Raw genomic sequence first — 12,782 nt, 5'->3', positions numbered from 1 at the left:
CCCTTCCGATGACCGCCGACCCCAAGACAAGCGCGCGCCTCGAAGAGCTCCAGGCGCGCATGAACGCCCTCAAGAGCGCGCCCCCGCTGGAGAAGGCGCGCACCTTCCTGAAGACCTACTGCGCGCCCAACTCGACCCTGGCCGACGTGGAGGACCAGGTCCGGCACGCGCTGGGCTTCAACAGCATCCCCCTGTACACGGGCATCGACGGGCTGGAGGCCGTCCTCGCCGACACGCGCCTGCCGTCCGCGACGCTGGTCTCGCTGGTCCGTGAGGACGCGAAGCGCCAGGAGCTGCCGGCGACCCCCACGGCGGCCCGCCAGTACCTGGAGCAGGTGCTGGGCGTGCTGCGCAAGTACCTCCCCAAGGAGCCCGAGGTCGAAGGCGTCGCCGGCTTCGGCATCGACGACGTCTACAACCTGCGCGACCCGGCCGGGAAGCTGGAGCGCCTGCGCTGCATCGACATGGTGGGCGTGGGCAATGAGAGCTTCGCGGTGCTCGTGCCGGAGCACGCCAGCGAGGACAAGGGCCCCTTCACGGTCTACCGCTACCAGTCGGCGCCGGGACAGCCCTTCAAGTACGACCGCGTGACGGACGCGGGCCTCATCGCGAAGGTGATCAAGACGTCCCGGAGCTGACCTTCGCGACACCATGCCCCTGCCGCGCAACGACTACGTCCCGCAGCTCGCCATCGTCGGCAACGCGCGCCTGAGGGGGCGCGACCTGCGGGCGCAGGTGATTGACGACCCTGGAGGCGCGGCCCTCGTGCGGGGGCCGGACGACTTCGGGGGCTTCGCCCTGCCGGACGGGGGCTTCGAGCCGTCCTTCTACGCCTGGCTGGACGTGATGAAGGCGCGGGGGCTCGTCGCGCTGCGGGTGCTCACGGACAGCGACCCGGCGGACTGGATCCTCACCACGCCCCCGCCTCCCCTGCCCCGGCTGCCGGACTTCGTGCTCGTCTTCGGGGACCGGGAGACCGGGTACGCGTTCCACTTCGAGACCGGCCCCACGGGCACGCGGGAGGTCTTCGTGCCGGTGGAGATCCCCCGGCACGTGGCCGTTCCAGCCGTGGACGCGGCGGAGCGCGAGCTGCTGGAGGCGACGCGCGGCTACGTGCGGTTCCTGGAGGGCAAGGTCCGGCGCGACGATTCAACCGCCGTCTTCTACGAGAAGATGGGGCGCGACGTGCTGGAGCAGCTCACGGCCCCCGAGCCGCGCTTCCAGGAGCTGCTCGCCGAGCGGCGCAAGGCGCAGCTGCATCAGCTGCGCAAGGACTACAAGCCCCAGCCCGGCTACACGAAGGCGATGCGCCCGGGCGTGCTGGAGCAGGCGGACCGCGTCCAGCGGATGATGGACTTCGCGCGCGTCATGGAGGAGGCGGGGCTGTCCTGGCGGGCGCAGCGGCTGGCGCTGGTGTCGACCGGGCTCTACCCGCTCAACATGCGCCACGAGCGCACGTCGGAGGAGACGCTTCCGGACTACGTGCGCCACCCCGGCTACCTCGCGGTGGGTGAGCGACTGGCGAAGGCCGCGTGTGACGCGCGCAACGCGGCCCTGAACGCCTCCGCCTGAGCCGCCGCTTCAGCGGCGCGCGTAGGAGCCGGTGCGCAGCTCTTCGAGGAGACTGGGACCCTTGGGCGCCCAGCCCAGGAGCTTCTCCGCCTTCCCGGACGTGAACCGTTGATCCAACACCAGCGCGTCCGCGAACGGGCCGAACTGCTTGCGGGCCTCCTCCAGCGGCCACGCCACCGTCTTGCCGGCCACGCCCGCGCCTTCGCTGGCGGCCTGCGCGGCGTCCTTCACCTTTACGCCCGGGCCCTGCGTGGCGAGGAAGACGCTGCCCGCGGGCGCCTTCTCCACGGCGCGCACGTAGAGGTCCGCCAGGTCCTCCACGAACACCACCGCCCAGTGGTTCTCCCCCGTGCCCACGTAGGTGACGGAGCCCTGGTCCTTCACGGAGCGGGTGAGCATGGCGGGGATGCCTGTGCCCTGCCCGTAGACGACGCCCGGGCGGAGGACGATGCCGCGCACGCCCGGCGTGTTCAGCGCGCGCTGCTCCACCGCGGGGCGCCACGCGACGATGGGCGTCGCGTTCAGCGAGGTGTCCTCGGTGGCCACGCCCTGCGTGTGGCCGTGCACCCAGACGCCGCTCGTGTAGAGGAACGTCTTGTTCATTCCCTGGAGCGCGCCCAGCATCGCCGCCACGGCCGGCGTGTCCACGTCCTTGTCATTGGACGTCGCGGTCCAGATGACCGCGTCCACGTCCTTCACCGCGGCCGTCAGGCTCGCCGTGTCCTTCAGGTCGCCCTGCACCGCCTGGACGCCCTTGGCCGTGAGCTTGCTCCGCGCCTCGTCCGACCGCGCCAGCCCCACCACCTGATGCCCCGCACGCTTGAGCGCATCCACGACCGCCGCCCCGATGTAGCCCGTCGCGCCCGTCACAAGGATTCTCATGGTCCACCCCGTCTTCCGGTTCAGGTTGCGCCCCCCTGATGCGCGGCGGCCTTCCGGGTTTCACACGGGCTGGAGCGCGGGGCCCCCGTCCTTGCACGGGGGGAGGCAACCGGCGCGCGGATGGCCTACGGTGGGGGTCCATGAGCTTCGCCGACAAGATGCGCGCCTGGATGCCCCTGCACGAGAACGGGGTCAGCCGCGCTGCCCACTTCGTGGGGGCCTATCTCTTCACGTTCGCCCTGCTGGTGCCGCTGTGCTGGGTGCGCATTCCCGGCACGCCCCTCACCGCCGCGCACCTGCTGGTGGCCGCGGTGGCCGTGTACGCCCTGACGCTGGAGTGGACCGCCGGCCTGCTCATGGCCCTGCCGCTGGTGCCCACGCTGCTCGCCGCGGAGGCGGTGGCCCAGCTCCCCACGGGGACGGCCGCGGGCATCGCGGTGGGCGTGATGGTGTTCCGCTTCGCGATGGTGGTGGGCGCGCACGTCCTCTTCGAGAAGAAGACCCACGGCCTGTCCCTGGGCGGCCCGCAGCTCTTCTTCATCGAGCCCGTGTACCTGCTCACCCTGGTGCTCTTCTCGCTGGGCCTCAAGCAGGACCTGCGCGCGCGCGTGGCGGCCCCCAGCGCCTGACGTCATGGAAGGCCCCGGCATCCTCGTCCGGCATCCCGCCGCGCGGTGGGGACTGCTCACCTTGCTGTCGCTCCTCGTGCTCTCCGCCGTGCCCCTGTCCGGGGTGACGTCGCGGGGGACGCTGAAGGAGGGCTACACGGACCACGTGCGCCATCCGTACGTGGTCTGGGTGGGGCTGCATCGCGGGCTCCAGCCCCTCTACACCGCGTCGCTGGGCGAGCTTCGCGAGGGCGTCCCCTACCGCCAGGCCATCGACCAGTGGCTGGAGGTGCCGTACGTCTATCCGCCCGGCACGCTGGTGCTCTTCCTGCCCCTGGCGCTCGTGGGCGAGTGGGTGCCCCTGTCGCCCCAGGCCTTCGGGCAGGTGTGCCTGCTCTACCTGCTGGCCTTCGCGCATGTGGCGCTCTACGCGGCGCTGCGGCTCTTGGATGGGCTTCCGGCGGGTGGACGTTGGGCGGTGGGGCTTCTCTGCTGGCTGGTGCTGATGCGGCTGGCGCTCCATGGCCAGTACGACGGCGCGTGGCTCGTCTGCGGGGTGCTGGCGTTGGCGGCGCTCGCGAAGGACCGGCCGGTGATTGCGTTGCGCTGGCTGGCGCTCGCGGCGCTGTTGCACTACCGGGCGCTCGTCCTCGTCGCCGTGGGCGTGGTGGCGCTGTGGCGCGGGGTGCAGGGGCGGCCGGTGCGTCAGTGGCCGTGGGGCACGCTGCTCGGGGTGGCGGCGGCGGGGGTCCTCTGCGTGCGCACGTTCCTGTGGATGGCGCCGCTGGCCGCGCGAACCGATGCGGCGACGCCTTCCATCCTGGGCGAGCCCGGCACCGTCGCCCTGGTGATGGGCTTGAGCGCGGCGGTGCTGGCGCTGTCGTGGCGTGGCGCGGACGGGCTGGTGACCGCGTCGGTGGGGCTGGGCGTGCTGCTCGCGGTCATCGACACGCGCCACTGGTGGCATGCGTCCGCGCTGCTGCTGGTGCCCCTGTGCGTGGGCGTGCTGCGTGTTCCTCGCTGGCCCACGGCGGTGCGGCTGGGCCTTGTCGTCTGGGCGGGGGTGCTGGAGATGGCCGTGTGGCACGGCAATCCCCTCTGGTTGTTCCGCGATCTCAATCGCTTCCTGCGGCTGGTGTGAGGCGGAACCGCGCCTCGTCCCATACGAGCCCGTAGCGGCGCAGGAGCTCGTCGATGCCCGCTCCCGCCGGGGACGGATGGGCGATGGAGTCGAACCGGTTCAGTTGGAGCGTCCGGTCGGAGGCCGCGGAGACAAGGAGCGCTCCGTCCGGTGAGAAGGCCAGGGCCGCCACGAAACCCTGCTGGCCCGCGAGCGTCCCCACCTGTTCGCCGGAGGGCAGCCCCCAGACCTTCACCCCGGCCTCCACGCCCGACGAGGCCAGGAAGCGGCCATCCGGCGATACGGCCAGGGCGAGCACGCCCACGGCCTGCGCATCCAGCGTCTTCAACAGCCGGCCCTCCGTCACATCCCAGATGCGTAGGGGCTGCCGCATTCCCGCCGTCACCAGGTGGGGTTCGGACGGAGTGAAAACCACGGCGTGCACAGGCTCGCCCATGTCGAGCCGCAAGAGGGGCTGACGCCGCTCCACGTCCCAGGTCCGCACCGTCTTGTCCGTACTGCCTGACGCGAGCCTGCGCCCCGTGCTGTCGAAGGCCAGGGCCCAGACCTTGCCGGTGTGTCCCTGGAGCAGTCCCACGGGCCTGCTTTCGGACACGGACCAGAGCTGGATGTCCGGATCGCCCGCCACCGCGAGGAGCGCTCCATCCGGGCTGAAGGCCACCGCGCGCACGGAGCCCTTCGATCCTGGCAACTCCAGCAGCACCCGCCCAGAACGCGCCTCCAGCACGAGCACCCTCCCCTTCAGCGTGCCCACCGCGATGCGCTCGCGGTCCGGGCTCACCGCCAGGGACACCGCGGACTCCGTTCCTCCCGCTTCCGGACGGAGGTCCCTTCCCTCCGCGATGCGCCACCGCCGCCAGCCGTCCTCACCGCCCGTCAGCAGCTCGCGGTCCTGGGAGAACGCGAGCGCCTCCACCCAGGCGCCGTCTGCGCGAAGCAGCACCTGTGCGGGGACCTCCGGCCGGCGCCACACGTCGAGGACGCCATCCATCCCGCCCGAAGCGAACGTGCGCCCGTCCGGCGACAAGGCCACGCTCATCACGGCGGCGTGATGCGCATCCATCCGATCCAGCAGCGCGCCCTCATGGCCATCCACGAGCTGCACGCGCCCGTCCCATCCGCCCTGGACCAGGAGCCGGAACCCGCCGTCGATGGCGGCCACGGTCACGTCGCCGGAGCCGCGAAACACGTCAGTGAGCAGTCCCGAGCGGGCGTCCCAGAAGCGCACGGCCCGGTCGGCCGCCGCCGTCATGATGCGCTGTCCGTCCGAGGAGAACGCGCCCGACTCCACCTTCTCCGCATGCCCCACGAGGCGGAGGACCTCCTTGCGCGACTCCAGGTCCCAGACCCTCGCGCTCCGGTCCGCGCTCGTGGAGAGCAGCCGCCTGCCGTCCGGAGAGAAGGCGACGGTGGTGACGTTGTCGTCGTGCTCGAAGCGCGGCTGTTCAGCGCCTGTGTCGAAGTCCCAGACACGGACCGCCTTGTCCAGGCCACCGGAGGCCAGCCGCCTGCCATCGGGCGAGAAGGCCAGTCCGAGCACGACATCGGTGTGGCCGGGAATCACCGCGTGCGGCCTGCCCTGGCGCCAGTCCCAGACCCGGAGCTCGCCGGGTCTTCCCGCGGAGACCAGCCAGCGGCCGTCCGGCGAGAAGGCCACGGCGTGGACCTCGGCCGTGTGGCCCTTGAGCTCCGCCAGCAGCTCACCGCGCTCCACGTCCCAGAGCCTGACGACGGAGTCGTAATGCCCGGACGCCAGCACGCGGCCCTCCGGCGTGAACGCCAGGGCGAGCACCGACCCCTGGATGCGCTTCGACCAGCGCAGCGTGGAGGCGCGGTCCACCGCCTGCCCTTGTCCCCACCGCGCGGCGAGCGAATCCCGCGAGGCCCGGGCGAGCGCGAATGACGCAGCCGCCACGCTCCACTGCCGGGACTCGGTGGCTGCTTCGCCCCGGGCCTCGTGGATGCGGGCGCGCAGGTCCCGCGCGTTCGCTTCGTCCGGCATGCCGTCACCGGAGGACCGGTGCGCCGAGCAGGAAGCAAGCAACAGCGTGAGGCACCACCACCGCATGGGGCTTCCTCCGGACACGGGCACGGCTTGCCTGGGCGCGGAGCGTCCGCACCTTTGTGCCAGGACCGTAACCTGAATGGGAGGAAGCCATGCCCGACAAGGCCACCGTTGAACGAGCGAAGAAGGACCTGCGCGAGGGCAAGAGCCCTAGCACCGCCGCGGGTGAGTTCGTGCACGAGGAACTGGAGCACATCCGCGAAGGCGAGCACGGCGCACGCTCTCCGAAGCAGGCCATCGCGATTGGTCTGTCGAAGGCGCGCCGCGCGGGAGTCCCGCTGAAACCTCCCAAGGAGAAGCAGGCCTCCGCGCGCACACGGCGCTCGGCGAAGCAGGACCTGGAGGTGGGTCAGCAGGAGCGCAAGCCCCGGGCACCGTCGAAGAAGCGGAGCAAGGCCACGCAAGGCGCCCTCAAGCGGGAGGGCCGTCAGGCGGCTTCCAAGCAGGCCCTGTCCGCCCAGGCGAAGGGCGCCGCGCGCAAGCGCACGACCACCGCGCGCAAGACGTCCGCCCGCAAGGCGGCGGCCACCCGCAAGGCGACCAGCCGGCCACGGAGATAGCCGCGGCGCTTGTGAATGGCAGGTCTGTGCCGCTACAGGCCCGTCGGATAGGTCTCCGGCGCTTCGCCGCGTTCCCATCCGGCGGTGCGCTCCAGCGGTTCGAGCGCGCGCGTCTCGTCGATGTGCAACAGCGCGTCGAACTGCTCCGGCAGCCGCGTGTGGAAGTAGTGGCTCCTGCGCTCCGTTTCGGGCCGGTAGATGACGCCGATGGCCCGCTGCAGGCGCCGCTCGCGGAGCGCTCCGGCGGCCTCGCCCAGGTCGCGGAGGTCCAGCAGGAAGCCCGGGAGGCCGACCTGATGGAAGAGGGACTCGCAACTGCCCGCGAGCCCGTGGCGGACCTGCTTGCGCTCGGCGGCCCCGCCCCAGTTGGAGGCCGCGGTGACGGTGCCCCGGTACGTGCTGAAGCCGATGAGCCGCGTCGCTCGCGGGTGCCGCTGGCGCGTCAGCTGTCCCAGGTTCACCTCGCCCGCCTCCCCCATTTCCGTCGCGCGCGCGTCCCCGACGTGCGAGTTGTGCGCCCAGACCACGATGCGGGCGGCCCCCATCCGCCGCTTCAGGAAGCCCATCAGCGAATCCAGCGTGTCCGCCATGTGCGTGTCGCGCAGGTTCCAGGACGAGATGCGCCCATGGAACATGGACCGGTAGTACTCCTCCGCGTTCTGGACGACCCGCGCGTTCTGCTCCGCCTCGAACTGCGCGTCCTCCGCGATGAACCCGTCCCGGCGCAGCAGCGCTTCGCGCTCCCGTTGCAGCTCCCGGAGCTGGTCGACGACCTGCCGCTCGCAATCCGGCGACAGGCCCAGGGACGTCGCGTGGCCGTAGTCCTGCGGGTCCTCACCGAAGTGTTCGAAGCATGCGTAGCGGTTCCGGGCGCGCTTCGCGGCCTCTGGATCCGCCCGGTCCAGGTACTTCAGCACCGCGCCCATGGAGGCATGGAGGCTGTAGAGGTCCATCCCGTAGAAGCCGACCTTCTCCCGCGCCGAGTGACGGTCATTGTGCGTCCGCAGCCAGCCCGCGAAGTCCAGCACGTCCGCGTTGCGCCACATCCACGCGGGGAAGCGTTGGAAGTCGGAGAGCGACTCCACCGCGTCCACGTCGGTGCCCATGGCCCGCACGTAGCGGTTGATGCGGTACGCGTCCGGCCAGTCCGCCTCCACCGCGACGGCGTTGAAGCCCTTCTCCTCGATGAGCCTCCGCGTCAGGAGCGCGCGCAGCCGGTAGAACTCGTGCGAGCCGTGGGTCGCCTCGCCAATGAGCACGCACGTCGCGTCCCCCACCAGGTCCATCAGGGGGCCGAAGTCCTCCCGAGTCCCCTGGAGCGGCCGCACGGATTCCGCGAGCGCTCGCACCAGCAGTCCGTCGTCTCGGTGCGCCATGGTGTGTCTCCTCCCCTTTTCTTCAAGGGTTGGGTCGCGCACACCTGATGGAAGGCAGCGGGCGGCCAGCCTACGGCCCGTCCTACCGGCGCTCTCATCCTTAGAGAAACAAGCAACTCCTGCCTGGGCCTGCCGATAACCTTCCCAAAGGAATCTTTATGACCCAGATCAAATCCCCCATGGGCTTCGTCTCGTCGCTGCAGACCGCCCTGAAGACCGCCAGCACGGCGGGCAAGGCGGTGGGCGCCCCGGTGCTCAAGAAGGCGCTCCAGGGCGCTGACGCGAGCCAGCTGAGCCCCCAGCAGAAGAACCAGGTCCGCGATGCCTTCGAGCAGGTGAAGCTGACCCCGAAGGCGCGCGAGCTCGCGGACAAGTTCGTGGGCGACGGCATCGGCCTCAAGCCGCAGAAGGACGGCGGCATGGTGAAGGTCATGATGGACGACCCCACCCGTGGCTCGAAGCTCCCGGACTTCAAGCTGCCGGACGGCGGCCGGGTGAAGATCCGCATGGATGATCCGACGGGTGGTGGCTTGAATCTGCCGGACTTCAAGCCGCAGGACGGCGGCATGGTGAAGGTCATGATGGATGACCCGACCCGTGGCTCGAAGCTGCCGGACTTCACGCTGCCGGACGGTGGCCGGGTGAAGATCCGCATGGATGATCCGACGGGTGGTGGCTTGAACCTGCCGGACTTCAAGCCGCAGGACGGCGGCATGGTGAAGGTCATGATGGATGACCCGACCCGTGGCTCGAAGCTGCCGGACTTCAAGCCGCCGGAGGACACCGGCGTGGTGAAGGTCATGATGGATGACCCCACGCGTGGCTCGAAGCTGCCGGACTTCACGCCGCCGGACGGTGGCCGGGTGAAGATCCGGATGGACGACCCGACCGGTGGCTTGAAGCTCCCGGACTTCAAGCCGCTGGATGGCGGCATCGTGAAGGTCAAGATGGACAGCCCGGTCTGAACACCGGGCGGGTGAAGTCAGGGACCCCATGACGTCTCGCAAGAAGGTCGTGGTCATCGGCTCGCGCTCGGATGACGCCACCCGCTTCGTCGCCGAAGCGGTGGAGCGGCGCCGCGCGCGAGCCATCGTCCTGGAGACGGACCGGGTCCCGGACTCCGCCGCGTTGAGCTGGGAGGACGGCGAGGTGCACTGGGACGGTGAATGTCTCAGCGACCTGCGCTCGTTCTACCTCAAGCTCGTGCGCCTCTCGCTCCCGGTCCCCGAGGCCGAGGCCCTGTCCGAGCGCAACTTCCCGCGCTGGCAGGAGCAGTACCTGGCGGAGCGTGAGCGCCAGTCGTTCCTCCACTCCGTGCTGCGCTCGCTCCACCGGCGCGGCGGCTCCTTCGTCAACCCGCTGGAGGCGGTGGAGCTGCACTACCTGAAGCTGCAACAGCTGGCCCTGCTGCGCCGCCACCGCGTCCCCGTCCCCAGCACCCTGGCCACCGCCTCGCCGGACGCGGTGCGCGCGTTCGTCGCGCGCCACCGGGCCGTCATCTACAAGCCCCTGAGCGGCGGCGCGCTGGTGCGCAAGGTGGAGGAGGCGGACCTCACCGAGGAACGGCTCCAGCTGCTCGCCAACTGTCCGGTGCTGTTCCAGGAGCAGATCCAGGGCGACGAGTTCCGCGCCTACGTGCTCGACGGTGAGCCCGTGTCCGCCTTCCACATCCCCACCGACGGCGTGGTGGACGCGAGGCAGAACCTGCACCGGGTGAAGCCCGCCCGCCTGCCGAAGGAGGCCTGGGCGGTGTGTCTCAAGGGCGCCCGAGCGCTGGGCATGGTCTTCACGGCGGTGGACCTGCGGCGCGGACCTGACGGCGCCTTCGTGGCGCTTGAATTCAACCCTACTCCCGCCATCTCCTTCTTCGATGACCCGCGCGACGGCAAAGTCATCTCCCGGCTCGCCAGCTACCTCGTCTCCAAGGCCTGAGCGCCCGAGCGGGTTCTTCATCACGGACTACGCCGAGAGCATCTTCGGCCCCGTCCCGCCTCCGAAGCCGGAGGTGTTCCCGGCGTCCGCGACCGCGTGGACGCGCCTGGCCTCCGTCTCCGAAGCCCTGCACGCCACGCTGCGCCAGGAGTTCATCGACGGCGGACGGGTGCCTCACCTCTGCCTCACGGACGCCCTCTTCCCCGAGCGCGCCGAGGCGCTGCACCAGGCCCTGCGCGACGCGCGCTTCGTGCGCCACCACCACGGCCCCTATCCGCTGCACATCGCGCCACTGCCTCAGCAGGAGCCCTCCGCCCTGACGGACTTCTGCGCGTGGCTCAAGAGCTCTGACGGCGCGGCCTTCCACGCGGCGCTGGTGGGCTGGCCCGAGCCGCTGGAGACGCGGCAGGTGCAGGTGTCGCGCATGGAGGTGGGCGAGTTCTTCCCGGAGCACCGGGACACGGACGAGGAGGGGCTCGCCGTCGTCTACAACTTCACGCGCCCGTGGGAGGACCGCTTCGGCGGCGTCCTCACCTTCCGGCACCCCGAAGTGGACGCGGACATGATGCGCGTCCCGCCGCTCTTCAACTCGGTGTTCATCTTCCGCGCGAAGGGCGCCCCCCACCGCGTGACGGAATGGACGTCCGAGGCCCGGGGCCACCAGCGCTACTCCGTCACCGCCTTCATCCTCGCGAAGCGCTGAGGCACTCGCGGGCGGCGGCGCGGGGCTAGACTCGGGGCCATGCCCCCACGCTCCGCCACGCTCTCCCCGCCCCGGCTCGCCGCCATGACGTCCGCCCTGCGAGGCCACGTCGAGCGCGGCGACCTCCCCGGCGTCGTCGCCCTCGTCGCTCGCGGCGAGACCGTGCACGTCGACGTGCTGGGCACGCAGGGCCTCAAGCCTTCCGATCCGCCCATGCGGCGGGACAGCCTCTTCCGGCTCGCGTCCATGGCCAAGCCCATCACGGCGGTGGCCACGCTGATGCTCGTGGAGGACGGGAAGCTGTCGCTCGACGGCGCCGTCGACCCGTGGCTGCCGGAGCTGGCGGACCGCCGCGTCCTGCGCACTCCCGGCGGCCCGCTCGATGACACCGTTCCCGCGAAGCGGGCCATTACCGTGCGGGACCTGCTCACGCTGCGTTGGGGATTGGGGGCCGTGATGGCGCCACCCGGCACGCATCCCATCCAGCGGGCCATGAACGAGGCCCGGGTGGCGCCCGGCCCCCACGCGCTCACGGATCCGCCCGACGAATTCATGCGCCGGCTGGGCACGCTGCCGCTCATGCATCAGCCGGGCGAGCGGTGGAGCTATCACACCGGCTACGAGGTCCTGGGGGTGCTGGTCGCGAGGGCCTCAGGCATGCGCTTCGATGACTTCCTGCGCGAGCGGCTCTTCATTCCGCTGGGCATGAAGGACACGATGTTCACCGTGCCCGCGGGGAAGCTCGACCGGCTCACGACGGCCTACGCGCTCGACGACGCCACGGGGAGGCTGGAAGCGTGGGACACGCCGGCGGACAGCGACTGGTCGCGGACGCCCGCGTTTCTTTCGGGAGGAGGCCAGGGAGGGCTGGTGTCCACGGCCGATGATCTCCTCGCCTTCTGCCGGATGCTGCTGGGCGGAGGTCAGGCAGGAAACACCCGCCTGCTGTCCTCCACGAGCATCCAGGAGATGATGACGGATCAGATTCCGGAGGAGCAGAAGGCCGCCTCGCCCTTCTATCCCGGCTTCTGGGATGCATCCGGCTGGGGCTTCGGGGGCTCCGTATGCACGAGGCCGGATGGCGTCTCCCCCTCCGCTGGACGCTACGGATGGGCCGGAGGCTACGGCCCGACGTTCTTCATCGACCCCCAGCAGGACCTGACGGCCATCCTCCTGACCCAGAGACTCATGCAGGGCCCCGATGACGAGGCCCTGGCCCTGGAGTTCTCCAAGGGCGCCTACCGGGCGCTGGAGGACTGAGGCACGCGCTTCAGCGCGTCACGGTGTCGGCCTGGGCGCTCGCGCTGGAAGGCGGGGTGGCGCCTCGCGCGACGGTGTCCAGGTTCGCGAGGCCGCGCTCGAACTCCTTGCCGAGCATCGTGTCCATGTTCACGACGAGCGACATCGCCTTGCCCATCAGGGTGTTCTCGCCCTCCATCGCCCAGCTCACGCGGGTGCCGCCGTTCTCCGGCGTGAGCGTGAAGGTGGCCTGGTTCGTGGCTTCGAACGGCTTGAAGAACTCCAGCTTGAGGACGACGCGCGCGCCGGGCTGGCTCTCCACGATGGTCATGCGGCCATCCCCGGCCTCACCGCCGCCGTAGGTGAAGCGTGCACCCGGTCCTTCGTTGGGCCCGTCGAAGACCGCGGTCACGCCGGGCGCGGGCTCCGCGTGAAACGGGTTCCACGTGTCGAACCGGCGCAGGTCGTTGATCTGCGCGAAGACGGTGGCCGGGGGCGCGGCCACGTGCGCGTTGCGCTCGATGCGGAAGTGGTCCGGGCGGGTGGCGATGAAGGCGCCCAGCGCGACGACGAGGACGAGGACGGCGATTGCGATCTTGCTGGCCATGGGAGGCTCCCGGTTCGATGGAAGAAGTGCTCCCGGGTGACCGGGAGGGTTCATCTCCACGTCGAACGAGGGGCCGCGGAATCGACACGCTATTTTC

At 70.7% G+C, this 12,782-nt stretch carries 13 protein-coding genes; 9 read left to right on the top strand and 4 right to left on the bottom strand.

The features are described from left to right. Positions 1–8 precede the first annotated feature (8 nt). Both ACX114_RS08815 and ACX114_RS08810 read left to right on the top strand, forming a co-directional pair. Entirely contained in the window at positions 9–638 is a 630-nt protein-coding gene (locus ACX114_RS08815) for a hypothetical protein (protein WP_459296603.1), read from the top strand. A gap of 13 nt (positions 639–651) precedes the next feature. Continuing rightward, a complete protein-coding gene (locus ACX114_RS08810; protein WP_459296601.1) occupies positions 652–1,572 on the top strand; it encodes a hypothetical protein in 921 nt (306 codons plus the stop codon). Positions 1,573–1,581: 9 nt separating this feature from the next. Here the strand turns inward: ACX114_RS08810 and ACX114_RS08805 are convergent, their stop codons facing one another. Then, positions 1,582–2,454 (bottom strand): SDR family NAD(P)-dependent oxidoreductase, encoded by an 873-nt coding sequence (locus tag ACX114_RS08805; protein ID WP_459296599.1) that lies wholly within the window; start codon positions 2,452–2,454, stop codon positions 1,582–1,584. A 140-nt stretch (positions 2,455–2,594) separates the two neighbouring features. On the opposite strand from ACX114_RS08805, the gene ACX114_RS08800 reads away from it, so the two are divergent. Both ACX114_RS08800 and ACX114_RS08795 read left to right on the top strand, forming a co-directional pair. Further along, the gene (locus ACX114_RS08800; protein WP_459296598.1) at positions 2,595–3,083 is read left to right on the top strand and encodes an Mpo1-like protein; all 489 of its coding nucleotides are present in this window, start codon (positions 2,595–2,597) and stop codon (positions 3,081–3,083) included. A gap of 4 nt (positions 3,084–3,087) precedes the next feature. Then, positions 3,088–4,203, top strand: coding sequence for a hypothetical protein (locus ACX114_RS08795; protein ID WP_459296597.1), 1,116 nt, complete (start codon positions 3,088–3,090; stop codon positions 4,201–4,203). Here ACX114_RS08795 and ACX114_RS08790 read toward each other — a convergent pair. Continuing rightward, positions 4,178–6,271, bottom strand: a complete 2,094-nt coding sequence (locus ACX114_RS08790) for a WD40 repeat domain-containing protein (protein ID WP_459296595.1) — start codon at positions 6,269–6,271, stop codon at positions 4,178–4,180. The two genes, ACX114_RS08795 and ACX114_RS08790, sit on opposite strands and share 26 nt — an antisense overlap. An 89-nt stretch (positions 6,272–6,360) precedes the next feature. Between ACX114_RS08790 and ACX114_RS08785 the strand changes: the two genes are divergently transcribed. After that, positions 6,361–6,828 carry a DUF6496 domain-containing protein gene (locus ACX114_RS08785; protein ID WP_459296593.1) on the top strand — a complete coding sequence of 156 codons (468 nt, stop codon included), beginning with the start codon at positions 6,361–6,363 and terminating at the stop codon, positions 6,826–6,828. 32 nt (positions 6,829–6,860) lie between these two features. On the opposite strand, the gene ACX114_RS08780 is transcribed toward ACX114_RS08785, so the two are convergent. Then, the gene (locus tag ACX114_RS08780; RefSeq protein ID WP_459296591.1) at positions 6,861–8,204 is read right to left on the bottom strand and encodes an erythromycin esterase family protein; all 1,344 of its coding nucleotides are present in this window, start codon (positions 8,202–8,204) and stop codon (positions 6,861–6,863) included. 158 nt (positions 8,205–8,362) lie between these two features. Here ACX114_RS08780 and ACX114_RS08775 point away from each other — a divergent pair, with 158 nt between their 5' ends. The 4 genes from ACX114_RS08775 (at position 8,363) to ACX114_RS08760 (ending at position 12,099) form a co-directional block, all read left to right on the top strand. Beyond that, entirely contained in the window at positions 8,363–9,169 is an 807-nt protein-coding gene (locus ACX114_RS08775) for a hypothetical protein (protein WP_459296589.1), read from the top strand. Between the two features lie 28 nt (positions 9,170–9,197). Further along, a complete protein-coding gene (locus ACX114_RS08770) occupies positions 9,198–10,136 on the top strand; it encodes an ATP-grasp domain-containing protein (protein ID WP_459296587.1) in 939 nt (312 codons plus the stop codon). A 73-nt stretch (positions 10,137–10,209) separates the two neighbouring features. After that, positions 10,210–10,839: a 2OG-Fe(II) oxygenase gene (locus tag ACX114_RS08765; RefSeq protein WP_459296585.1), complete on the top strand. Its 630-nt coding sequence runs from the start codon at positions 10,210–10,212 to the stop codon at positions 10,837–10,839. 39 nt (positions 10,840–10,878) lie between these two features. Continuing rightward, positions 10,879–12,099 (top strand): serine hydrolase domain-containing protein, encoded by a 1,221-nt coding sequence (locus tag ACX114_RS08760; protein ID WP_459296583.1) that lies wholly within the window; start codon positions 10,879–10,881, stop codon positions 12,097–12,099. A gap of 10 nt (positions 12,100–12,109) precedes the next feature. Here the strand turns inward: ACX114_RS08760 and ACX114_RS08755 are convergent, their stop codons facing one another. After that, complete coding sequence (locus ACX114_RS08755) at positions 12,110–12,685, bottom strand: SRPBCC family protein (protein ID WP_459296581.1); 576 nt, start codon at positions 12,683–12,685, stop codon at positions 12,110–12,112. Between the last annotated feature and the right edge of the window lie 97 nt (positions 12,686–12,782).

Source organism: Corallococcus sp. M7 (assembly GCF_054512695.1).
This window is presented reverse-complemented; position numbering and strand designations above follow the sequence as displayed.

Bases quoted from the DNA above. Each gene is read 5' to 3' on its own strand.
- ACX114_RS08815 (WP_459296603.1), top strand. From the start codon at position 9: ATGACCGCCGACCCCAAGACAAGCGCGCGCCTCGAAGAGCTCCAGGCG.
- ACX114_RS08810 (WP_459296601.1), top strand. From the start codon at position 652: ATGCCCCTGCCGCGCAACGACTACGTCCCGCAGCTCGCCATCGTCGGC.
- ACX114_RS08805 (WP_459296599.1), bottom strand. From the start codon at position 2,454: ATGAGAATCCTTGTGACGGGCGCGACGGGCTACATCGGGGCGGCGGTC.
- ACX114_RS08800 (WP_459296598.1), top strand. From the start codon at position 2,595: ATGAGCTTCGCCGACAAGATGCGCGCCTGGATGCCCCTGCACGAGAAC.
- ACX114_RS08795 (WP_459296597.1), top strand. From the start codon at position 3,088: ATGGAAGGCCCCGGCATCCTCGTCCGGCATCCCGCCGCGCGGTGGGGA.
- ACX114_RS08790 (WP_459296595.1), bottom strand. From the start codon at position 6,271: ATGCGGTGGTGGTGCCTCACGCTGTTGCTTGCTTCCTGCTCGGCGCAC.
- ACX114_RS08785 (WP_459296593.1), top strand. From the start codon at position 6,361: ATGCCCGACAAGGCCACCGTTGAACGAGCGAAGAAGGACCTGCGCGAG.
- ACX114_RS08780 (WP_459296591.1), bottom strand. From the start codon at position 8,204: ATGGCGCACCGAGACGACGGACTGCTGGTGCGAGCGCTCGCGGAATCC.
- ACX114_RS08775 (WP_459296589.1), top strand. From the start codon at position 8,363: ATGACCCAGATCAAATCCCCCATGGGCTTCGTCTCGTCGCTGCAGACC.
- ACX114_RS08770 (WP_459296587.1), top strand. From the start codon at position 9,198: ATGACGTCTCGCAAGAAGGTCGTGGTCATCGGCTCGCGCTCGGATGAC.
- ACX114_RS08760 (WP_459296583.1), top strand. From the start codon at position 10,879: ATGCCCCCACGCTCCGCCACGCTCTCCCCGCCCCGGCTCGCCGCCATG.
- ACX114_RS08755 (WP_459296581.1), bottom strand. From the start codon at position 12,685: ATGGCCAGCAAGATCGCAATCGCCGTCCTCGTCCTCGTCGTCGCGCTG.